Origin of the sequence: Streptomyces aculeolatus, from assembly GCF_020400605.1 — a bacterium.
GTDB classification, from domain to species: Bacteria; Actinomycetota; Actinomycetes; order Streptomycetales; family Streptomycetaceae; genus Streptomyces; species Streptomyces aculeolatus.
In genome coordinates this window covers 815,715-836,226 of sequence record NZ_JAINRD010000001.1, presented here as the reverse complement: position 1 = coordinate 836,226, position 20,512 = coordinate 815,715, and the positions used below count along the sequence as shown (strand labels likewise).

Here is a 20,512-nt window from a genome sequence, read left to right as displayed (position 1 = left end):
GCGGCTGTCAGAGGTACGGGCGCTGCGCGCGCTTGCCGTCGCGGTACTCCTCGTACGCCTTGCGCGTGGAATCCAGCTCGGACACCTCGCTCACGGGCACGTCCCACCACGCGGAACTCGGCGGGTTGGGCCCGGTCAGGTCGGTGACGACGTGCACCACCGTGGTGCGTTCCGCCTCCTTGGCGCGTACGAAGGCGTCGCGGAACTCCGCGACCGTCGCCGCCCGCAGCACGTCCGCGCCGAGGCTCGCGGCGTTCGCGGCCAGGTCCACCGGCAGCGGCCCGCCGTCCAGTTCGCCGGTGTCGGGGTTGCGGCCGGCGTAGCGGGTGCCGAAGCGCTGCGACCCGAGGGACTCGGACAGCGCGCCGATGGACGCGAAGCCGCCGTTGTCGACGAGGACGACGATCAGCTTCAGCTCCTCGGCGACGGCGGTGACGATCTCCTGGGAGAGCATCAGGTACGAGCCGTCGCCGACGAGGACGACGACCTCGCGGTCCGGGGCGGCGAGCTTCACGCCGAGTCCCGCGGCGATCTCGTAGCCCATGGTGGAGAAGGCGTACTCGACGTGGTACGCCTTCGGGTCGCGGGCGCGCCAGAGGGCCTGGAGGTCGCCGGGCATGGATCCCGCGGCGTTGATGACGACGTCGCGGTCTCCGGTCAGGTCGTTGACGGCGCCGAGGATCTCGGTCTGCGCGGGCGGCGGGCCGTGGCCGCGGTCGGGGTGGTAGACGGCGTCGGTGGTGCGGCGCCAGTCGTCGGCGAGTTCGCGTACGCGCGCCCGGTAGGCGTCGTCGACCTGCCAGCCGGCCAGCTCGGCGCCGAGCGCTTCGAGGCCGGCGCGGGCGTCGGCGACCAGCGGCTCCGCGGCGTGCTTGACGGCGTCGAGGCGGGCGACGTTGAGGTTGACGAACGCGACATCGGGGCGGGCGAAGACGGTGCGGCTGGCGGTGGTGAAGTCGCTGTAGCGGGTGCCGACGCCGAGGACCACGTCGGCCTCGGCGGCCAGCGCGTTGGCGGCGGCGGTGCCGGTGGAGCCGAGGGCGCCGACAGCGCAGGGGTGGTCCCAGGGGACGGCGCCCTTGCCGGCGTGGGTGTCGGCGACGGGGATGCCGGTGCGGAGCGCGAAGGCCCTCAGCTCCTCCCACGCCTCGGAGTACACCGCGCCGCCGCCGGCGACGAGCAGCGGCCGGCGGGCGCCGCGCAGCAGCGCGACGGCGCGGGCCAGCGCCGCGGGCTCGGGCGCGGGGCGGGGCACGTGCCAGACGCGGCGGCGCAGGAACGCCGCCGGCCAGTCGTACGCCTCGGCCTGGACGTCCTGCGGCAGCGCGAGGGTGACGGCACCGGTCTCGGCGGGGTCGGTGAGCACCCGCATGGCGGCGAGCGCGGCGGGGATGAGCTGCTCGGGGCGTTCGACGCGGTCGAAGTAGGCGGAGACGGGGCGCAGCGCGTCGTTGACGGTGATGTCGCCGTTGCGCGGGTCTTCGAGCTGCTGGAGCACCGGGTCGGCGGCGCGGGTGGCGAAGACGTCGCCGGGCAGGAGGAGGACCGGCAGCCGGTTGGTGGTGGCGAGGGCGGCGCCGGTGACCATGTTCGTGGCGCCGGGGCCGATGGAGGAGGTGCAGGCGAAGGTCTGGAGGCGGTTCGCCGTCTTGGCGTAGGCGGTGGCCGAGTGGACCATCGCCTGCTCGTTGCGGGCGAGGTGGTACGGGAGGTCCGCCTCGCCGGTACGGGCCGCCTGGAGCAGCGCCTGCCCGACGCCGGCGACGTTGCCGTGGCCGAAGATGCCCCAGATGCCGGGGATGAGGCGCTGTTCGACGCCGTCGCGTTCGCTGTACTGGTTGGCCAGGAAGCGCACCAGCGCCTGGGCGGTGGTGAGCCTGACGGTCCCCTCCGCGTGCTCTGCGGTCATCGCGTCCCTCCTCCGAACGGCAGCCTCGGGTCGGTGTCCTGGTCGTCCCAGGTGCTGCGGATCCAGCCGTGTGCCGGGTCGTCGCAGATCAGCCAGGCCCGTTCGGCACCGGGGCCGGCCATGACGTTCAGGTAGTACAGGTCGTAGCCGGGCACGGCCATGGACGGGCCGTGCCAGCCGTGCGGGATGAGCACGGTGTCGCCGCTGCGCACCTCGGCGAGCACCTCCAGGGGCCGTTCTGCGGTGCCGTAGACGCGCTGGTAGGCCATGCCGGGGCGGCCGTCGGGGCCTTCGGCGACCTCGAAGTAGTAGATCTCCTCCAGCTCGCTCTCCTCGCCGGGGCGGGCCTCGTCGTGCTTGTGCGGCGGGTAGGAGGACCAGTTGCCGCCGGGGGTGAGGACCTCGCAGACGAGGAGACGGTCGGCGTCGAAGGTCTGCGGGAGGCAGTAGTTGTGCACCTCGCGGCTGCAGGTGCCGGCGCCGCGCAGCTCGACGGGCACGCCGGCGGCGGGGCCGTAGCGCACGGGCAGCCGCTTCTCGCAGCGCGCGGAGGGCAGCGCGAAGCGGCCGCCGCGGGAGCTGGTGATGCGGACCTCGGCGTCGCGCGGCACGTAGGCGAAGTCGGTGGGTGCGCCGAAGACGCCGTCGCGGCCGGTGAGTTCGAGGGTCTCGCCGTCGGCCTCGACGGTGCAGCCGCCGGCGAGGGGGAGGACGAGGTGTTCGGCGTCGCCGGTGGCCAGGGTGTGGCTCCCGCCGGGGGCGAGTTCGAGGATGCGCAGGCCGGAGTAGCCCCAGCCGGCGGACCGCGGGCCGATGTCCGTGCGGTACGGGCCGGAGGCGGCGCCGCCGGCGGGTACGTACAGGTTGTCGTCGGTGCCGTTCACAGCAGGCCCACCGCCCGGTCCACCGCGCCGCCGACGTCGCCGTCCGCGGGGTAGAGCAGCGATCGGCCGACCACGAGGCCCTGTACGCCGGGCAGCCGCAGCGCGCCCCGCCAGGCGTCGAAGACGGCGCGCTGGCTGTCCGCGCCGCCGGCGTCGCCGCCGAGGAGCAGCACGGGCAGGGTGGTGGCGGCGACGACGCGCTCCATGTCGGGGACGACGGGGAGCTTCAGCCAGGTGTAGGCGCTGCGCCGGCCGAGTCCGGAGGCGATGGAGACGGATTTGACGACGGCGTCGGGGGTGAGGTCGTTGCGTACCCGGCCGTCCTGCCAGTGGGACAGGAAGGGCTCGACCATGGCGATGAGCCGCCGGTCGGCGAGGGCGTCGACGGCGCGGGCGCTGGCTTCGAGGGTGGCGGCGGTGGCCGGGTCGTCGAGGGCGATGCGGGTGAGCATCTTGCCGCCGTCGAAGCCCATGGCGGCGATGGTCTCGGCGTCGTACCCGGTGAAGCGGTCGTCTATCTCGAACGCGGCGCCGGCGAGGCCGCCGCGGTTCATGGAGCCGAAGACGGACTTGCCGTCGAGGACGCCGAGGAGCAGGAGGTCTTCGAGGATGTCGGCGGTGGCGAGGACGCCGGTGACCCCGGGGCGTTCGAGGGCCAGGCAGAGGCGTTCGAGGAGGAGGCCGCGGTCGGCCATGGCGTGGGCGTCGCCGCCGACGGCGTTGGCGCCGCGGGCGGGGTGGTCGGCGGCGATGATCATGGCCCGGCCCGTGTCGCCGCCGCCGAGGGGTGAGGCGGCCGGGCGGCGGGCGGCCGCCGCGACGGCGACGGCCTCGGGGTTGTGGACACGGGTGGCGGTCAGGTCGCCGATCTTCTCAACGGTCATGCCTGGATCTCCGGGGAGTGGGCGCGTACGCGGGTGGTCACAGCGGTTGCGGTGCGGACTTCGATCGTCGCATTGCGGGGCTGTGTACGGTGCGTGCGCGTGCTGTCACAGGGGCGGCCTACCCTTGGGCGGGTGCGCGGGGGGTGTGGGGGGTGGGGGGTACGGGTCACGCCTCGGCCCCCTGTGCTCGCTGCGCCCCCTGCGACTCCGTCCCCGGTGCCTTCGATCCCTGCGGCTGCGATCCCTCTGCCTGCGATCCCTGTGCCTGCGATCCGTCTGCCTGCGATCCCGGCGCCTGCGGTCCCTCTGCCGCCGCCGCCCGCAGCCGGGCCTCGACCTGGGCCGCCGTGGGCATGGCGTCGGAGCAGGCGAGTTCCCCGGCGACGTGCGCTCCCGCGGCGTTGGCGAAGGCGATCGTGCGGTCGAGCTCCCAGCCCTCCAGCATGCCGTGGATCAGCGCCCCGCCGAAGGCGTCGCCCGCGCCGAGGCCGTTGACGACCTCGACGGGTACGGGCGGCACCTCGGCCTCGGCGCCGTCGCGGTGGACGGCCAGTACTCCGCGCGGACCCTGCTTGACGACGGCCAGTTCGACCCCCGTGGCCAGCAGGGCCCGCGCGGCGGCACGCGGCTCTCGCTCCCCCGTGGCGACCGCGCACTCCTCCAGGTTGCCGACGGCGACGGTGGCGTGGGCCAGCGCCTCGCGGTACAGCCCGCGCGCGAGCCCGTCGGCGGACTCCCCCGCACCCTCGGGCCAGAACATCGGCCGCCAGTCGAGGTCGAAGACGGTGTGCGCCGCCCGCCCCCGCGCTTCGAGGGCCGCGAGGGTCGCGGTCCGCGAGGGTTCCTCGCTGAGCCCCGTGCCCGTCATCCAGAACACCCGCGCGGCGCGGACCGCGTCCAGGTCGACCTCGCCGGCGGCCAGGTCCAGGTCGGGTGCCTTGGGGTAGCGGTAGAAGTAGAGCGGGAAGTCGTCGGGCGGGAAGATCTCGCAGAACGTCACCGGGGTGGGCAGCCCCGGCGAGGTGCCGACGAAGTCGGTGCCGACCCCGAATCCGCGCAGCGCGTCGCGGATGAAGGTGCCGAAGGGGTCGGCGCCCGTCTTCGTGATCACCGCCGCGCCGTGCCCGTAGCGGGCGGCGGCGACGGCGACGTTGGTGGCGCTTCCGCCGAGGTACTTGCCGAACGTGCTGACTTCCGCGAGGCCGACGCCGGTCTGCAGTGGATAGATGTCCACTCCGACCCGCCCCATGGTGACCACGTCGTACGGCTTCGGCATCGGCTCTGCCACTCCCAACTCCCTTGCTCCTCTTATTCCTTCACCGCTCCGGTGAGCATTCCCTCGATGAACCGCCGCTGCAGCGCGATGTAGACGATCACCACGGGCAGTGCGATGAGCACGGCCGCGGCGGCGAGCAGCGAGGTGTCGGAGGTTTGCTGTCCCTGGAAGAAGGCGAGCCCGAGCGGTACGGTGCGCAGCCCCTCTTCGCTGATCATGACCAGCGCCATCAGGAACTCGTTCCACGTCCACATGAAGGTGATGACGATCATGGTGGTGATCGCCGGCCGCCCCATGGGGACGAGGATCCGCCACAGCGTCGTGAAGCTGTTCGCTCCGTCGACCCGCGCGGCCTCCATGACGGACTGCGCGCTGTTGCGGAAGTAGGTCCGCATCCAGAACACGCCGAACGCCAGGGACTGCGCGGTCTGGGGCAGGATCAGCGCCCAGTAGGTATCGGTGATCTCGTAGTGCCGCAGGTCGAAGTAGAGCGGTACGACCAGCGCCTCCTGCGGCAGCGTCAGGCCGATGACGAACACGTAGAAGAGGACGTTCGAGCCGGGGAAGCGCATGACGCCGAAGGCGTACGCGGCCAGGATCGACAGGACGGTCGCGACGGTGACCACGACCACGGCCACCAGGATCGAGTTCCCGAGGTACCTGCCGAAGTTGCCCTGGCTCCAGGCGTCGGAGAAGTTGCTCCAGTTCAGACCGCCTTCGGGCAGCGAGAACCCGGTGTTGAGGGAGCCCTTCTCCCCGAACGCGGTGGACAGGATGCCGATGACGGGCGTCAGCGATATGACGGCGAAGATCGAAAGGATGCCGTAAGTAAAGGTGCGTTCGATCCTGGAGCTCATGAGCGGCGTCCTTCGACGAGCCGGGAGACCGTGACGGTCAGGGTGAAGATCAGCACGGTGAGCGCGACGCCCACGGCCGCGGCGGAACCGACCTGGTTCAGCTCGAAGGCGCGGTGGTAGACCTCGTACGCCGGCACGGAGGTGGCCTCGCCGGGGCCGCCGCTCGTCATGACGTAGATGAGGTCGAAGTTGCGCAGCCCGGCGACGATCGTCAGGGTCAGCGCGACCGCTATCTCGGCGCGCAGCGCCGGGAGGGTGACGGCGAAGAACTCGCGGAACGCGCCCGCGCCGTCCAGCCGCGCGGCCTCGTACAGCTCCTTGGGGATGCGCTGGGCACCCGCGAGGAACAGGACGAGACACAGACCGGTCATCACCCACGTGCCGACGATGCCGACGGCGGGCAGCGCCCAGTCGTAGTCGCCGAGCCAGGGGCGGGCCAGGGAGTCCAGGCCCACGCCGCGCAGCACGTCGTTCAGCAGCCCGTCGGGCGCGAGTATGGACTGCCAGGCGACGCCGACGACGACCATGGCGAGGACCTGCGGGAGGAACAGCACGGTGCGGAAGAACGTCATGCCGCGTACGCGGATCCGGGACATGGCGGCCGCGAGCAGCAGGCCGATACAGACCGGGAGCGCCGAGTAGAAGATCAGCAGCACCAGCGCGTGCCCGAAGGGGGCGCGCAGGGACGGGTCGGTGAAGATGTCGGAGTAGTTGGAGAACCCGGCGGAGGTGGCCCGGGTCAGGCCGTCCCAGTGCAGGAACGACAGCCACACGGACTGCCCGAAGGGGACGAGCAGGAACAGCGCGTAGATGACGAGCGCGGGCAGGACGTAGAGGTACCCGACCGCGCGGGGTTCGCCCGGCGCGCGGCGGCCGTAGCCGGCGGTGAGGGACTTCATCACGACCCCGCAGGCTCGGTGCCGGCGCCGTCGCCGCGCTGCTTCTCCATGAACGGCCCGTAGTCGTCCTGCAGCTTCTTCGCGAAGCCGTCGGGCGAGGTCTTGCCGGCGATGAGGTCCTGGAGCGCGGCGGAGGTGGTGTCGTAGAACGTGGGCGTGGCGTAGTCCAGGTACGGGACGAGGCCGTCGTCCGCGTTCAGCCGCTTCCAGGTCGCGATCATCTGGCCGTCGGGGCTGTCGGGGTCGACCTCGTCGGCGGCCTTGCCGGGCACCGCGGGCAGCACGCCGTTCTCGGTCATCACGTCGGCGGCGTGCTCGTCGGTGATGAAGTCGAGGTACGCGGCGGCGACTTCCGGGTGCGCGGACTTGGACGTGACGGACCACGACAGGCCCTGGCCGCCGGTGGTGGTCGGGTTGCCGCCCTCGGTGGCGGGCGGCGGCGCCATGACGCCGAGGTTGTCGCCCATGGGCTTCTTCAGGTCGGCCTGCAGCCAGGTGCCGGCGATCAGGTACCCGCCCTCGCCGTCGGCGAACTGCTTGTAGGAGTCGTCGTAGCCGCGGCCGTTGGCGTCCTTGGGCAGGTAGCCCTTGTCGATCCAGTCGGCCATCTCGGCGGCGGCGTCCTTCGTGTACGCGTTGTCGAAGCCGTCGCCGCGGCCGAGGACGGTGTCGCGCGCCTCGGCGGCGCCGTGCTGGTCCTGGAGCACGCCGAAGTTGTGGATGGCGGGCCACTGGTCGAGGTTGCCGAACTGGATGGGCAGCTCGCCCTCTTCCTTGAGGGTGGCGAGGCTGTCCGTGAACTCCTTCCAGGTCTTCGGCGGCTCGATGCCCGCGTCGGCCAGCTTCTCCTTGTTGTAGTACACGCCGATGAACTCGCCGGTCTGGGAGATGCCGTAGAGGCGGCCGGTGCCGAACTGCTTGCCGTCGGCGGAGACCCGGTTGAGGTTGAGCAGGGTGCTGGGGTAGCGCGTGTTCCAGTCGTACAGGCCCGCGTAGTTGTCGAGCGGCATGAGCAGCCCGGCCTCCACGAAGGCGACCATGTCGGGGTAGCCCTGGTTGGCCTGGACGACGTCCGGCGGCCGGTTGCCGGACAGGGCGAGCTTCAGCGTCGTCTTGAGGTCGTCGAAGCTCCGGGAGACCCGCTTGATCTTGACGTTCGGGTACTTCTCCTGGAACTCCTTGTTGAGCTGCTCCAGCTCGGCGTTGGTGCCGCCCCGGACCTCCTGGTCCCAGACGGTCAGTGTCACGTTCCCCGCCTTGGCCGGGTCCGGTAGGCCGCCGGTACCGCCGGCGCCCCCGCCCTCGACGGCGCCGGAGCCGTCGGTGCCGGGCACGCAGCCGGCCGCTATGACGGCAAGTCCCGCGGCGAGCGCGGCGGGCACGAGTGCCTTGGTCCGCCTTCTACCGCCGCCCTTGTTGCGCAATCCCATCAGAACTCCTTCGTTCTACTCGTCCCGGAAGCCGATGGTCGGAATGGCGCGCCGGCGCGGACGCTGCCGCACCAGGGCCGGGACCAGGCCGTCCAGGAAGTCGTACCGCCGGGCCACCTCGGCGGCATCCGCGTCGCCGGCCTTGGCACCGGCGGCGGCCTCGATCCACCATGCGGCCACCTCCGTCCAGTCGGGCGCGGACAGCGAGCCGCCGAAGTGCTGTACGGACAGCGCGGCGGTGAGGTTGGCGAAGGCGAGCCGGTCGGCGAGCGGCCAGCCCGCCAGGGTTCCGGTCATGAAGCCGGCGACGAACACGTCGCCCGCACCGGTGGGGTCGAGGGCGTCCACGAGCAGGCCGGGGACGTCGGCGGTCTCGCCGGTGACGCCGTCGACGGCGACGGCGCCGTCGGGGCCCTTGGTCACCACGGCGATCGGCACCAGCTCGGCGAGGGCGCGTACGGCCTGCTCGGGGGAGTCGGTGCGGGTGTACTGCATCGCCTCGGCGGCGTTGGGCAGGAAGGCGTGGCTGTAGCGCAGGCCGGTCAGCGCGCCCAGGTCCCAGCGGCCGGTCTCGTCCCAGCCGACGTCGGAGAAGACCTGCGAGCCTTGTTCGTGCGCGTGCCGCACCCACGCCTCGTCGCGGCCCGGCTCCAGCGACGCCACGACGGAGCGGGCGCGCGGGAGCGTCGCGCAGACGGGGGCGGGCGCGGGGTGCTCGTGCGTCACCATGGTGCGCTCGCCCTCGTACGCCATGGACACGGTGACCGGCGAGTGCCAGCCCGCGAGCCGCCGCGAAGGGCTGAGGTCGACGCCTTCGCTCTCGGAGAGGCTCTCCCAGATGTAGTCGCCGTAGAGGTCGGTGCCGAAGCTCGCGCAGAGCGTGGTGCGCAGCCCGAGGCGGGCCAGCGCGGTGGCCATGTTCGCGATGCCGCCGGGGCTGGAGCCCATGCCGCGGGCCCAGTTCTCGCTGCCGCGCACGGGCGCGCCTTCGAGACCGGTGAAGACGATGTCCATGAACACGGTGCCGGTGAGGAGAACGTCGTGCTCAGGATCGCCGGGAGCCCGTGTGCCCGCCAGCGGGTCGATCGCTGTGCGGACCGCCGAGGGAGTGCTCAACGGCGTGTCCTTCCTGCTCGTGGTTCACATTGAGCGACACCTTGCACCGCCGCGACGGATTTTGCAAGAGGTCACTCACACTCGCGCAAACTCGCTCAGGTGGAGTACATTGCCGTCCATGCTGCGAGAGACGCGCCACGAGAAGCTGCTCAGCATCCTCGGCGACGAGGGCGTGCTGCCCGTCCGGGAGATCGCCACGCGGCTCGGCGTCAGCGAGGCCACGGCCCGCCGCGACCTCACAGAGCTGGGCCGCGCCGGCCGCCTCACCCGGGTCTACGGCGGCGCCGTAGCGGCCCGCGCGGACGACGAGAGACCCTTCGCCGAGGTCGCGGACGACGACCCCGGCGGCCGGGAGTCGGTCGCCACCCGCGCCGCGGAGCTGGTCGAGGACGGGGACGTGGTGCTGCTCGACATCGGCACCACGACGCTGGCCCTGGCCCAGCGGCTGCGGGGCCGGCCTGTGACGATCGTCACCAGCAGTCTCGCGGTCTACGAGGAACTCCGCGACGACCACGCGGTCACCCTGATCCTGCTCGGCGGCGAGGTCCGGCGGAACTACCGCTCGGTCGTCGGCGTACTCACCGAGTCCAACCTCCGTGAGCTCTACGTCGGCCGCCTCTTCCTCGGCGCCAGCGGGATCCTCCCCGACGGCAGCGTGCTGGACAGCACGCACGTCGAGGTCCCCGTCAAGCGCGCCATGATCAGGGCGTCCCGGCAGGTGGTGCTGCTCGCCAGCGCCGGCAAGTTCCCCGGCGACTCGGGGCTCGTCCGCATCTGCGGCCCCGAGGACGTGCACATGCTCATCACGAACACGTCATCGGACCCGGCGACCCTCGCCGCCTTCGGCGAGGCCGGTGTGGAGGTAATCACGGTTTGACGTCCGCCACCCCGCGAGGGGTGGATTGCCGCTCGTCTCACCCAGGAAGGAGGAGAGATCGCGTTGAGGTTCGCGGCTCATCGGCCCGGTCACCCGGGTACCCTCCCCGCGCAGCACCACTGCCCGCCCGGCAGCTGTAGCGGTATTGACCGCTGCATCGATGTTGACCGCGGCGTTCACGTCCGCATGGCCGCGATGCCCGCAGTTGCGGCAGGCGAAGGTCGCTTGGCTCTCGCGATTCTCCGCCGCCACGTGCCCGCACACCGAACAACGCCGCGAGGTGTACGCCGCGGGCACCAGGACCACCCGGCCCGGCGCCTTGTCCTTCGTCCGTTCGACCAGCCCGCCCCAGGCGTGGAGCCGGATCGACCGGTTCAGCCCTGCTTTTGCCGCCACTCCCGTCCGCGGCGCATGCCCGGTGCCCTGCGCCCTTCTGGTCATGGCGACGACGTCCAGAGCCTCAAACGCGATGCGGTCATAGCTTCGCGCCAGGGAGGTGGACGTCTTCTCGAGCCAGTCCTTCCGCCGGTCGGCCTGGCGGGCCTTGAGCCTGGCGATCGCGCACCTGATCCGCCGGCGCCTGCCCGAGCCGCCCTCCGCCTTGGACAGCCGGCGCTGAAGCCTGACCAGCCGAGCGGACTCGGACGGGGTGGGTGTCGGGCACCGGAGCAGTTCCCCGTTGGACAGCGCCGCCGAGACCGCCACGCCCCTGTCGACCCCGATCGTCGCGCCGCTGCCCGGGGCGGCGATCGGCGTGGGCAGAGCGGCGAACGCAAGGTGCCACCGCCCGGCCCGGTCCCGCGTGATGCGGTACGACTTCGCACGGGGCGGCCGCCGCGACCAGCGGAAGCGCACCCACCCCACCTTCGGCACCCTGACCGCACCCGTCCTGCGCGACAGTCTGCGCACGTCACGCGCCTGGACCGCGACGATACGGAACCCCTCGTGCACGCCGGCCTTGCGCCAGGTCGGTCTGCGGTGCGTACCGGCGAAGAAGGCGGTCATCGCCTGCGCGAAGTCGCGCAGCGCCTGCTGCTGCACCATCTGCGCACCGGCCGCCAGCCACCGGCACTCTGCCCGCGCCTCGGTCAACTGCCGCGCCTGCTGCACGAATCCCGGCGCGGGTCCGCGCCGGGGCGTCCACCAGGCGTGCTGCTCCACCGCAAGGTTCCAGACGAACCGCGCATGGCGGCAGTGCTCGGTGAGCAGCACCTCCTGCTCACCCGTCGGACCAAGCCGGAACCGTGACATGACGACAACCTACAAATCCCCACTGACAACGCGACACGGTACAGACGGCGGCAAGCCGGTGATCTGCACCCAAGGAGTAATCGGATGAGGCTGACAGTGCTGGGCGGCGGCGGGTTCCGCGTGCCGCTGGTGTTCCGGGCCCTGCTCGAAGACAGCGGCGACGAGTCCGGGCGGTGCACCGAACTCGTCCTGTACGACACGGAGCCGCGGCGCCTGGAAGCCATCGGTGCTGTCCTCGCGCAGCACGCGGCGGACGCGGCGGCGTCCGGTGCCCGGCCGCCGGCGGTCCGTACCACCACCGACCTCGACGACGCCCTGCGCGACACGGACTTCGTCTTCTCCGCCATCCGCGCCGGCGGCCTCGAAGGCCGCAGCCTCGACGAGCGGGCAGCGCTCACCGAGGGCCTCCTCGGCCAGGAGACCGTCGGCGCCGGCGGCGTGCTCTACGGGCTGCGCTCCGTACCCGCCGCCATGCACATCGCCGAACGGGTCGCGGCCGTCGCCCCGAACGCCTGGGTCATCAACTTCACCAACCCCGCCGGCATGGTCACCGAGGCCATGCAGCGCCTCCTCGGCGACCGCGTCATCGGCATCTGCGACTCCCCCGTGGGCATGGCCCGCCGCGCCGCCCGCGCCCTGGGCGTCGACCCGGAGCGCACCGAGCTGGACTACGTGGGCCTGAACCACCTCGGCTGGCTGCGCCGCATCCTCGTCGACGGCGAGGACCGGCTGCCCGCCCTGCTCGCCGACTCCGCGGCGCTGGAGTCCTTCGAGGAGGGCAAGCTCTTCGGCGCCGAGTGGCTCCAGGCGCTGGGCTCGCTGCCCAACGAGTACCTGCACTACTACTACTTCAACCGCGAGGCCATCGCCGCCCTGAGCAACGCCCCCGCGACCCGCGGCGAGTTCCTCCGCGAGCAGCAGGCGGCGTTCTACGCCGCCGCCGCGGCGGACCCGGGCGAGGCGGCGGCGGTGTGGGAGCGCACGCGCAAGGAGCGCGAGGCGACGTACATGGCGGAGAGCCGGGAGAGCACCGGCGGCTGGCAGCGCGACTCGTGCGACCTGGACGGCGGCGGCTACGACCGCGTGGCCCTGGCCCTGATGCGCGCCATCGCCCGCAACGAGCACGCCACCCTGATCCTCAACGTCCCCAACCGCGGCACGATCCCGGGCCTGGACGCGGACGCCGTCATCGAGGTCCCGTGCCGCGTGGACGCCAACGGCGCGCACCCGATCCCGACGCGCCCGGCGGCGGCGGACCAGCTCGGGCTGATGCTGACGCTGAAGGACGTGGAGCGCACCACGATCGCGGCGGCGGACACGGGCAGCCGCGGGAAGGCCCTCCGGGCGGTGGCGCTGCACCCGCTGGTGGACTCCGTGAACGCGGCGAACCGCATCCTGGCGGCCCGCGGCATCTGACGGCGGGCCCTGCCCGCCGCGGGGGCGCCGGTCGGCGGGACCGGCGCCCCCGGTGGGCGGCGCGTCAACGCGGTGACGGTAGCTCACTCGTTCGAGGGGCAAGATCGACGATCCCGGTGGGTACGCTGGTCGTACCGGCGAGGATCCGTCGTATGGGAGCACCTGCTATGAGCGTGGCACCGAAGAAGCCGGAGCACACGACCCCGGCCTGGCCGATGCCGCCAGTCGGCGGCTACACGGCCGACGACCTGGACACGCTCCCCGACCTGCCTCCGCACACGGAGCTGATCGACGGGAGCCTTGTTTTCGTGAGCCCGCAGACCGCCTTTCACGTCCGGACCATCCGCATTCTGGAGTACGGACTTCTGCGAACCATGCCGGACGGTTTCGACGTGATGCGTGAGATGACCGTCGTCATCGACGATCAGCAACGGCCGGAGCCGGACCTGATTCTGCTGCGCGCCGACGCGCTGGGCGACGGGAGCGAGACGAAGTACGACGCCGCCGACGTCACGCTCGCCGTCGAGGTCGTCTCGCCCGAGTCCCGTGGGCGGGATCGCGAGACCAAGCCGCTGAAGTACGCGAAGGCGGGCATCGAGCACTACTGGCGGGTCGAGAACCAGGACGGCAAGCCCGTCGTCTTCGTCTTCGAGCTGGAGCCCGCGACCGGCGCCTACGTGCCGACCGGGATCCACCGCGACCGGCTCAAGCTCAGCGTGCCGTTCGACATCGACATCGATCTGGCGCTTCCGCACTGACCGGGGGCTACCGCCGGGCCACGTGGACTCCGACCCGGGCCCCCACCAGCAGGAATCCCGCCGCGGCCGCTCTGACCAGCCACATCTGCTGCTCCGCCGTCACCTGCACCTCCAGCTTCGGGGACGCCTCGCCCCGGGGGTCCCAGTGGACGGTCAGACGGTCGCCGGTGCGGGTGTCCCCGTCGCATCCCGGCCCCGCGACCTCCCGTTCCGTGCCGTCGGGCAGGCGCATCCGGCAGTTGTGGCCGGTGTGGCCCGTCTTCGGATCTTCGATGGCGCGTACGTCCGACACGGTGGCCGTCACCCGCTCCCCCCGCCGGTCGAGGATCACGTCGTCTTCGAAGGCGAGCGGGAGCAGCAGCAGCACGTGCAGCAGCGCCGTCGCCACCGCGTAGGGAAAGGGGACGCCCAGGAGCGCCACGACGATCATCCAGACGAGGCCCGTCATGAAGATCGCGACGGCGAGCACCACCGGACCCTCCATGCCTGACGAGCGGTCCGCCACCCACGTGCCGGCGCGGGTCCACAGCCCCGTCACCAGCAGGCCGGCGCCCGCCCCCAGCACCCCGCAGAAGACCGTCCACCAGACCGGCGTGCGCTGCTCGGAGCTCCGTATCGCCGCCACCGGGACCTCCCCACTCCAGGCGTCGCAGGGAACGTACCCACGGGGGCCGGGGAGGGGTCCGCACGCGGCTCCGGGGCCGTGCCGGCCGGGTGCCCGTCAGGTGCGGCAGACGCGGGTGACCAGGACCTTCCAGCCCTCCGCCAGCGCCCGCAGGGAACGCTCCCCCTCCGCCTCCCCCGGGTCGGGGACGGTGAGGTAGAGCAGGACCGGGCCCTCCAGGGCTGCGGCGAGCTGCAGGGTCAGGGCGTCGAGGTGGTCCGCGCCCACCCCCGCCCCTTCCAGCAGCACGCGGATGTGCGGGCGCGTGAGCCCCGGGCCGGCGACCGGCACGGGCCGGTTCTGGCCCATGGCCGCGCGGGCCACGGCGTGGTTCTCCAGCAGGAACGTGATGCGCCCCTGGCCGTACGCGATCAGCCGGTCCACCGGGTCACCCCCGGGACCCAGCGGCGGCGGGCCGGACAGCACGCGCTGCTGGAAGCCGCGTTCCTCCGCGTCCAGGAGCGCGACGAAGATCCCCGCGCGGGTACGGAAGCGGCGGTAGACCGTGCCCTTCCCCACACCGGCCTGCTCCGCGAGGCCGTCCATGGTGACGTTCTCCGCACCCGCCTCGTCGATCATCCGGCGGGCCGTCTCCAGCAGCAGCCTGCGGTTTCGCGCCGCGTCCGCCCGCTCCGCACGGGGGCGCTCCAGGGGGATCAGGTCACCGTCCACGGTCGCCACCGTATCGCCCGGGAATCTAACCGGGGTAAAGTCCGTTTATGCTGGATCGACGGTGCGGCGCAAGCCGCGCTCTTCCCCCTATATGGAGATGAACCCCCAATGAACCTTTTCCGTATCGACGCCAGCATCCTCCCCGGCGCCTCCGCCTCCGCCGAGATCGCCGACACCGTCCAGGCCGAGTGGGCCCTCGCCCACCCCGACGCCCCGGTCGAGCGCCGCCACCTGGGCACCGCCCCGCTCCCCGCCGACGCCTGGGCGCTGGCCACCACCGCCGGCTTCACCGCCGCCCCCGAGCGCACCCCCGAGCAGCTCCGGGCCATGGAGCTGGCCGCGGCGCTCGCCGGGGAGCTGGACCGCGCCGACGCCGTCCTGCTCGCCGTGCCGCTCTACAACTACGGCGTCTCCCAGCACTTCAAGACCTGGGCCGACCTGGTCATCAACGGCGCCGGCGCCACCGCCCCCGTGCTCAGGGAGAAGCCCACGGTGCTGGTGACCACGAAGGGCGGCGGCTACCGGCCGGGCGCGCCCCGGGAGGGCTGGGACCACTCCACGCCGTACCTGCGCCGGCTCCTGGTCGACATGTGGCAGGCGGACCTCACCGTCATCGAGCGCGAACTGACCCTGGCCGCCGGCACCCCCGGCATGGAGGAGCTGCGCGAGGAGGCGGCGCTGCGGCACGAGGAGGCGCTGGAAGCCGCGCGCGGCGCGGGGCGCGTCCTGGCGGACGCGGTGGCCCGGGTGTGAGCGCGGGCCGCGCCACCGGCGGGGCGCGGGGGCGGTAGGGGCCTGGAGCCGGGTGGCCCGGGGCGGTTCCGGGCGGGGCCGTCCTGGGGCCGGGGCCGCGGGCGGGCGGTTTCGCGGTTCGTGGCGTACGGCCCGTCCGCCCCCGCGCGTACGTACGGCACCGCCCCGTACGTACGCCCCTCCTGTACCGCGGGCACCGTCCCCGTAGCCCGTTTCGGTTGTCTCTCCCTCCGGGCGGCGGGGCAGCCCCCACGCACCCCTCGGCGATCACACAATCCCTTCGTCTCCACCCACACGCTCCACCGCCGAAGGGGATCCGCGTTGCCGTACGTGAGTCGCAGGACCGCCGTCATCGCCACGGGCTGGCTCGCCGCCGCCGTCGTTCTCGTGCCCACCGCCGGGTCCGCCGCGTCCGCGGCCGAGGAGGACTGCTTCGACCGCCGCACCGAGCCGTACACCTCGGTCGTCGACGGGCACCTGCACTTCCGGCCCTTCGGGGGCGAGGCCGTGCCCTTCCGCGAGGTCGTCGGCTACCTCAAGCGGACCGGCGTGGAGCACGCCGGGGTCTTCGGCATCGGGCAGAAGCTCCCCGTGGACTCCTCGTGCACGTACTACCTCGACTGCCCCGGCACCCCCGTGCTGCCCAGCATGAAGAACGACGTCGTCAACGCCGAGAACGTCGTCGAGCACAAGCAGGAGGACGTCGACCTGGCCCTGTCCATGACGTACCCGGACCTCGCCCACCCCGGGACCGTCATGGACGGGATGCGGCTGCTCGACAGGGAATTCCCGGGGATGTTCCAGTGGATGGGCGAGGTCAACCTCATCAAGCAGGCCCTCCTGCCCAACAAGCACGAGCCCGCCGACGAGGCGGACATCCGGGAGTGGGCGCCGTTCATGGACGAACTGCGCCGGCGCGACATGCCGATCACCATCCACTCCGACCTCGGCAACGACCAGGACCCGACGCAGTATCTGCACCTGATGGAGCGCGTGTTGCGGCTCTATCCGCAGAACAAGATCGTCTGGGCGCACATGGGGCTCTCCAAGGAGCTGTCGGCCATGGACCCCGACGAGCACATCGCCCTCATGGAGCGGCTCCTGGAGGCCTACCCGAACCTCACGCTCGACCTGAGCTGGCGGGTGCTGGAGGACATGTACTTCGGCAAGCCGGGGGTGCGGGAGAAGTACGCGGCGCTGTTCGACGCGTACCCGGAGCAGGCGATCCCGGGGACGGACTTCGTCGCGTCGCGGGACAAGGACTTCGGGGTCTACAAGGCGGAGCTGGAGGTGACCAGCCGGATCAACAAGGCCATGGGCGACGAGGCGTTCCGGCGGATCGCGCTCGGGCAGAACTACTTCGACCTGCTGGGGATCAAGAAGCGGGCGCCGGAGATCTGCGAGGCGTAGGGACGCAGGGGTACAGGGGCGCAGGGGTCCGCCCGCGTTCGGCCGTAGCACTCCGGCCGAACGCGGGCGGGGTCCGCGGGACCTGCCGGGCAGGTCCGGTCAGGGGCAGTCGGACCAGCGGTGGGACGACACGCTGTTGTTGGCGGCTCCCCAGTCGAGGTCGCTCCAGTAGTCGCCGCGCCTGAGGCAGCCGATGCGGGTGCTCTCGCCGCTGCTCTTGTAGTAGCCCTTGTAGAAGATCACGTCGTCGTTGCGGGCGCTCCAGCCCAGGTTGGCGACGGAGCTGGTGGCGTTGTTGTCGCCGCCCTTGCAGGCACCGCCGCTGCCGTAGTTGCTGTCGTTGTCGTAGTCCTTGCACATGGCGGAGCCCCCGCAGTTGCGGGCGTTGTACATGTTGACCGTGCCGGTGTTCCCGTACCTGTCGACGGTGGCCGCGCACTTCAGGTCCTGCGCCGACACGTCGCGCACCTCGGTGCCGGCGGTCGCCCGGGCCGTGGCGGCCGCCGGGTCGGCGGCGGCGGTGGTGGCCGGGACCAGGGCCCCGGCGGAGGCGACGGCCGCCGCGGCGGCCAGGGCCAGTTTGTACTTGCGCATGGGTGATCTCACTCTCCTCGTTGTCGCGTCGGTGAACGTGCGGGGGCGGGAGGGGTCTTGGGGCGGAGGGGTGGCCGAGTGCGGCGGGGCGTCAGCGCGGCGCCAGCTCCCGGGCCCGGGTCTCCTCCAGCGCCGTCAGCCGCATCCGGTCGCGGCCCTCGATCTCCGCGGCGTACTGCTCGCGGTCGGGCCGCGCCAGCTCGCGCGTCAGGCGGTCGACCGTCGCCGCCAGCGGCGTACTGCGCGCGCACTCGGCCTCCGCCGTCGCGAGTTCCACCTCGACGGCGTCGGCCTCGGCCGGGCTCGCGCCCCGGGTGAGCGCGGGCAGCTTGCGCTGTACGTCGTCGGGGCTGCGGTACGGGTGGCCGCGGCGGGCCATGCAGTCCGACCACTCCCCGACGGCGCCGCGGAACTCCGGCGCGCCGTGTACCTCGGCGGCGCGGTCGGGGAGGTTCGCCGCGACGGCGTCGACGCGGAACCACTCGCGGAAGTCGCCGTACAGCTCGCCCTGCGCCTCGGCGAGGCAGCCGGTGCGGGACCTGCGGACGTCGAGGCCGGTCGGGACGGTGACCTCGACGGCCTTCGTGGCGTCGCCGTAGAGGGCGGTGGTGTAGGCGCGCCGGCGGTCGGGCGGCAGGCTGCGTACGTACGCAGCGTTGGGGTTGTCCTTGCGCTCGCGTGCGGACGCGCGGTCGAGCGCGCTGCCGTAGCCGTGCTCGCGGGCCCACGCCGGGTCGTCCACGACGTAGCGGAAGTCGCGCCGCTCGTCGGCGGTGGCCGGGGCCGCGGGGTGGTACTCGAAGCCGCCGCGGACCATGCACTGCTCGACGAGGGTCTCCTCGGCCCGGTCGAGGAGGGCGAGTTCGCCGGGAGTGGCGGCGCGCGGCGGGTTCCTGCCGTCGCCGCCTTCGGTGCCGCCCGCGACGCCGCAGGCGGTCGCGGCGGCGAGCAGCAGCGCGCAGAGCGCGGCTCTGCCCGCCTTCCCGTACGGGCCCGGCGCTGCGGCCGGGACCGGTGTCGCTGCTGTGGAGCCCGCGGGTGCGGCTGCGCTCCCCGTTCCGTACGTACGCACGCGCACGGTCGTCCCCCGTTCCCCCGTGGTGCCCGGTCGCCCGGTCCTGCTGGTCGCCCCCTTCCCCGTACGGGGAAGGGGGCCCGGCGCCGCCCCGTGGTCGGTCCGAACAGGCGGCGCCGGGCTCTGGCAGGAGTGTGCGGGGGCGGCCGGGGGCGGGGGGAGGTGTTTCGGGCGTCGTCGAAAGTCGGGCGGGGGCGCAGGAGGGGGGGCGGGCGCTCCGCGGCTACCGGCCCTCGGCGCCCAACTGCCGCAGCAGGTCCCGGTTGTCGACGCGTACCCACTCCTCGACCAGCCGCCCGCGCCCGTCGAACCGGAAGATGTTGATCAGGTCGAAGACCACCCGCCGGCCGTTCGGCGGCAGCGGACCGGCCGGCGACTGCGTGAACTCCCGGACGAACGTGCCCTCGATCCACGTCCGGCACGCCACCCGGTCGCCCTCGGCGACGATCACGCCGCGCCGGATCGACCGGTCGTCGAACGCCGCGCGGAGGGAGGCGAAGTACGCGTCGAGGCCGGCGAAGTCCGACTCGAAGCCGTCGGGGCCGTGGAAGCGGAAGCGGTCCGTGTCGAAGTACGAGGCGGCCTCGGCCGGGTCGTCGCCGGAGACCTCCAGCTCACCGGCGCGGACGAGGCGGGCGACGAGTTCGTCCGCCGTGAACGGCGGGGCCGGCGCGGGCTCTTGGGCCTGTGCCCCGGATGCGTACGTCGTGGATTCCTGTGTCATGCCCTCAAGGCTGCAGCCCCTCAGCCATGCAGTCCAACGATGATTCAGCACCGTTTCCATGTGCTGAACGCATGCTAATTTCAGCCCATGTCCGAGTTCACGCTCACCGGCCTGCGCATCGTCCACCGCGTCGCGACCGCCGGTTCGTTCACCCGCGCCGCCGAGCAGCTCGGCTACACGCAGTCGGCCGTCTCCCGCCAGGTCGCCGCCATGGAGGCGGTGGCCGGGGCGCCGTTCTTCGACCGCAGCCGGCGCGGGGTGGCGCTCACCCCCGCGGGCGAGGTGCTGGTCCGGCGGGCGACGGAGGTGCTGGCCGCCGTGGCGGCGACCGAACAGGAGCTGACCGGCCTGCGCGACCGGCTCGCGGGGCGGCTGACGACGGGCGCGTTCCCCACCGCCGCGATGGCGCTGGTGCCGCGCGCGATGGCGCGGCTGGCCGCCGACCACCCGGGGCTCGCGGTGGCCGTGGAGGAGGCGGCGACGCCGGCGCTGCTGCGGCGGTTGCGCAACGGGCGGCTGGACGTGGCGGTCGTCGGCGTCGGCCACGGGCTGCCGGAGTACGACCTGGGCGGGCTGCGCCAGACCACGGTGCTGCGCGGCGACCTGCTGCTGGCGGTCGCGGAGTCGCACCGGTTCGCGGGCCGCGGGCGCGTCGCCGTGGCGGACCTGGCGCAGGAGGACTGGATCGCGGGGGACGGCCCGGCCGGTGAGCCCCAGTTCGGCGCCTGGCCGACGCTGCCGGCCCCGCGGATCGCGTACACCGCGCGCAGTTGGCCGGCCCGCCTCGGCCTGGTCGCGGCGGGCCTGGGCATCACGGCGGTCCCGCACCTGGCGGTCCCGGCGCTGCCGGTGGGGGTGCGGACCGTGGCGGTGGACGACGACTGGCCGGGCCGGGCGACGGTGGCGGTGACGCGGATGGAGGCGTCGGCACAGGCCAGGGCGATGGTGGGGGCGCTGCGGGAGGAGGGCGGACGGCTGGCGGCACGAGCGGAGGACGAGCGGGGCCCGCGGACCGGAGGCTGAGTCGCGCACGGGAGCCCGGGGGTTGCCGGTACGGGTTGCC

20 protein-coding genes are annotated in these 20,512 nt (G+C 72.9%); 6 read left to right on the top strand and 14 right to left on the bottom strand.

Annotation, left to right across the window (positions count from 1 at the left end; all coding sequences use genetic code 11):
- Nucleotides 1–7: 7 nt before the first annotated feature.
- From iolD to LG396_RS03645, 8 genes are all read right to left on the bottom strand, one after another.
- Nucleotides 8–1,909, bottom strand: coding sequence for a 3D-(3,5/4)-trihydroxycyclohexane-1,2-dione acylhydrolase (decyclizing) (gene iolD, locus LG396_RS03680; RefSeq protein ID WP_225793527.1), 1,902 nt, complete (start codon nucleotides 1,907–1,909; stop codon nucleotides 8–10).
- Nucleotides 1,906–2,793 carry a 5-deoxy-glucuronate isomerase gene (gene iolB, locus LG396_RS03675; RefSeq protein ID WP_130456250.1) on the bottom strand — a complete coding sequence of 296 codons (888 nt, stop codon included), beginning with the start codon at nucleotides 2,791–2,793 and terminating at the stop codon, nucleotides 1,906–1,908. The genes iolD and iolB overlap by 4 nt, the downstream gene beginning before the upstream one ends.
- Complete coding sequence (locus tag LG396_RS03670; protein WP_037749857.1) at nucleotides 2,790–3,677, bottom strand: Cgl0159 family (beta/alpha)8-fold protein; 888 nt, start codon at nucleotides 3,675–3,677, stop codon at nucleotides 2,790–2,792. The genes iolB and LG396_RS03670 overlap by 4 nt, the downstream gene beginning before the upstream one ends.
- 166 nt (nucleotides 3,678–3,843) lie before the next feature.
- The gene (gene iolC, locus LG396_RS03665) at nucleotides 3,844–4,953 is read right to left on the bottom strand and encodes a 5-dehydro-2-deoxygluconokinase (protein WP_225793639.1); all 1,110 of its coding nucleotides are present in this window, start codon (nucleotides 4,951–4,953) and stop codon (nucleotides 3,844–3,846) included.
- Nucleotides 4,954–4,985: 32 nt separating this feature from the next.
- A complete protein-coding gene (locus LG396_RS03660; protein WP_018836105.1) occupies nucleotides 4,986–5,810 on the bottom strand; it encodes a carbohydrate ABC transporter permease in 825 nt (274 codons plus the stop codon).
- Nucleotides 5,807–6,709 (bottom strand): carbohydrate ABC transporter permease, encoded by a 903-nt coding sequence (locus LG396_RS03655; protein ID WP_018836104.1) that lies wholly within the window; start codon nucleotides 6,707–6,709, stop codon nucleotides 5,807–5,809. The genes LG396_RS03660 and LG396_RS03655 overlap by 4 nt, the downstream gene beginning before the upstream one ends.
- Nucleotides 6,709–8,091, bottom strand: a complete 1,383-nt coding sequence (locus LG396_RS03650) for an extracellular solute-binding protein (RefSeq protein WP_225793638.1) — start codon at nucleotides 8,089–8,091, stop codon at nucleotides 6,709–6,711. Before LG396_RS03650 ends, LG396_RS03655 begins: the two co-directional genes overlap by 1 nt.
- Nucleotides 8,092–8,154: 63 nt before the next feature.
- Nucleotides 8,155–9,255: a carbohydrate kinase family protein gene (locus tag LG396_RS03645; protein WP_018836102.1), complete on the bottom strand. Its 1,101-nt coding sequence runs from the start codon at nucleotides 9,253–9,255 to the stop codon at nucleotides 8,155–8,157.
- Between the two features lie 118 nt (nucleotides 9,256–9,373).
- On the opposite strand from LG396_RS03645, the gene LG396_RS03640 reads away from it, so the two are divergent.
- Nucleotides 9,374–10,132, top strand: a complete 759-nt coding sequence (locus LG396_RS03640; RefSeq protein ID WP_018836101.1) for a DeoR/GlpR family DNA-binding transcription regulator — start codon at nucleotides 9,374–9,376, stop codon at nucleotides 10,130–10,132.
- Here LG396_RS03640 and LG396_RS03635 read toward each other — a convergent pair.
- On the bottom strand, nucleotides 10,070–11,383 hold the full coding sequence (locus tag LG396_RS03635; protein WP_225793526.1) for an RNA-guided endonuclease InsQ/TnpB family protein: 1,314 nt from the start codon (nucleotides 11,381–11,383) through the stop codon (nucleotides 10,070–10,072). The genes LG396_RS03640 and LG396_RS03635 overlap by 63 nt on opposite strands.
- Before the next feature lie 84 nt (nucleotides 11,384–11,467).
- Here LG396_RS03635 and LG396_RS03630 point away from each other — a divergent pair, with 84 nt between their 5' ends.
- Both LG396_RS03630 and LG396_RS03625 read left to right on the top strand, forming a co-directional pair.
- A complete protein-coding gene (locus tag LG396_RS03630; protein WP_225793525.1) occupies nucleotides 11,468–12,799 on the top strand; it encodes a 6-phospho-beta-glucosidase in 1,332 nt (443 codons plus the stop codon).
- Nucleotides 12,800–12,966: 167 nt separating this feature from the next.
- Nucleotides 12,967–13,557, top strand: coding sequence for a Uma2 family endonuclease (locus LG396_RS03625; RefSeq protein ID WP_225793524.1), 591 nt, complete (start codon nucleotides 12,967–12,969; stop codon nucleotides 13,555–13,557).
- Nucleotides 13,558–13,564: 7 nt separating this feature from the next.
- Here the strand turns inward: LG396_RS03625 and LG396_RS03620 are convergent, their stop codons facing one another.
- The gene (locus LG396_RS03620) at nucleotides 13,565–14,182 is read right to left on the bottom strand and encodes a hypothetical protein (RefSeq protein ID WP_225793523.1); all 618 of its coding nucleotides are present in this window, start codon (nucleotides 14,180–14,182) and stop codon (nucleotides 13,565–13,567) included.
- Nucleotides 14,183–14,278: 96 nt separating this feature from the next.
- Nucleotides 14,279–14,902, bottom strand: a complete 624-nt coding sequence (locus LG396_RS03615; RefSeq protein WP_100299770.1) for a TetR/AcrR family transcriptional regulator — start codon at nucleotides 14,900–14,902, stop codon at nucleotides 14,279–14,281.
- Nucleotides 14,903–15,001: 99 nt separating this feature from the next.
- Between LG396_RS03615 and LG396_RS03610 the strand changes: the two genes are divergently transcribed.
- Together LG396_RS03610 and LG396_RS03605 are read left to right on the top strand one after the other, a co-directional pair.
- Entirely contained in the window at nucleotides 15,002–15,646 is a 645-nt protein-coding gene (locus tag LG396_RS03610) for an FMN-dependent NADH-azoreductase (RefSeq protein WP_225793522.1), read from the top strand.
- 330 nt (nucleotides 15,647–15,976) lie between these two features.
- Nucleotides 15,977–17,056, top strand: a complete 1,080-nt coding sequence (locus LG396_RS03605) for an amidohydrolase family protein (protein ID WP_225793521.1) — start codon at nucleotides 15,977–15,979, stop codon at nucleotides 17,054–17,056.
- Between the two features lie 99 nt (nucleotides 17,057–17,155).
- On the opposite strand, the gene LG396_RS03600 is transcribed toward LG396_RS03605, so the two are convergent.
- The 3 genes from LG396_RS03600 to LG396_RS03590 all read right to left on the bottom strand — a co-directional run bounded on the left by LG396_RS03600 (nucleotide 17,156) and on the right by LG396_RS03590 (nucleotide 19,449).
- The gene (locus tag LG396_RS03600; protein ID WP_225793520.1) at nucleotides 17,156–17,650 is read right to left on the bottom strand and encodes a hypothetical protein; all 495 of its coding nucleotides are present in this window, start codon (nucleotides 17,648–17,650) and stop codon (nucleotides 17,156–17,158) included.
- A gap of 91 nt (nucleotides 17,651–17,741) precedes the next feature.
- On the bottom strand, nucleotides 17,742–18,722 hold the full coding sequence (locus LG396_RS03595) for a hypothetical protein (protein WP_225793519.1): 981 nt from the start codon (nucleotides 18,720–18,722) through the stop codon (nucleotides 17,742–17,744).
- Between the two features lie 226 nt (nucleotides 18,723–18,948).
- Nucleotides 18,949–19,449: an ester cyclase gene (locus LG396_RS03590; RefSeq protein WP_225793518.1), complete on the bottom strand. Its 501-nt coding sequence runs from the start codon at nucleotides 19,447–19,449 to the stop codon at nucleotides 18,949–18,951.
- A gap of 87 nt (nucleotides 19,450–19,536) precedes the next feature.
- Between LG396_RS03590 and LG396_RS03585 the strand changes: the two genes are divergently transcribed.
- A complete protein-coding gene (locus LG396_RS03585) occupies nucleotides 19,537–20,472 on the top strand; it encodes a LysR family transcriptional regulator (protein WP_225793517.1) in 936 nt (311 codons plus the stop codon).
- Nucleotides 20,473–20,512 lie beyond the last annotated feature (40 nt).

Coding starts and splice junctions, on each gene's coding strand:
- LG396_RS03670 (WP_037749857.1), bottom strand. CDS start 3,677: ATGACCGTTGAGAAGATCGGCGACCTGACCGCCACCCGTGTCCACAAC.
- LG396_RS03630 (WP_225793525.1), top strand. CDS start 11,468: ATGAGGCTGACAGTGCTGGGCGGCGGCGGGTTCCGCGTGCCGCTGGTG.
- LG396_RS03600 (WP_225793520.1), bottom strand. CDS start 17,650: ATGCGCAAGTACAAACTGGCCCTGGCCGCCGCGGCGGCCGTCGCCTCC.
- LG396_RS03625 (WP_225793524.1), top strand. CDS start 12,967: ATGAGCGTGGCACCGAAGAAGCCGGAGCACACGACCCCGGCCTGGCCG.
- iolD (WP_225793527.1), bottom strand. CDS start 1,909: ATGACCGCAGAGCACGCGGAGGGGACCGTCAGGCTCACCACCGCCCAG.
- iolC (WP_225793639.1), bottom strand. CDS start 4,953: ATGCCGAAGCCGTACGACGTGGTCACCATGGGGCGGGTCGGAGTGGAC.
- LG396_RS03585 (WP_225793517.1), top strand. CDS start 19,537: ATGTCCGAGTTCACGCTCACCGGCCTGCGCATCGTCCACCGCGTCGCG.
- LG396_RS03590 (WP_225793518.1), bottom strand. CDS start 19,449: ATGACACAGGAATCCACGACGTACGCATCCGGGGCACAGGCCCAAGAG.
- LG396_RS03610 (WP_225793522.1), top strand. CDS start 15,002: ATGAACCTTTTCCGTATCGACGCCAGCATCCTCCCCGGCGCCTCCGCC.
- LG396_RS03640 (WP_018836101.1), top strand. CDS start 9,374: ATGCTGCGAGAGACGCGCCACGAGAAGCTGCTCAGCATCCTCGGCGAC.
- LG396_RS03660 (WP_018836105.1), bottom strand. CDS start 5,810: ATGAGCTCCAGGATCGAACGCACCTTTACTTACGGCATCCTTTCGATC.
- LG396_RS03635 (WP_225793526.1), bottom strand. CDS start 11,383: ATGTCACGGTTCCGGCTTGGTCCGACGGGTGAGCAGGAGGTGCTGCTC.
- LG396_RS03655 (WP_018836104.1), bottom strand. CDS start 6,709: ATGAAGTCCCTCACCGCCGGCTACGGCCGCCGCGCGCCGGGCGAACCC.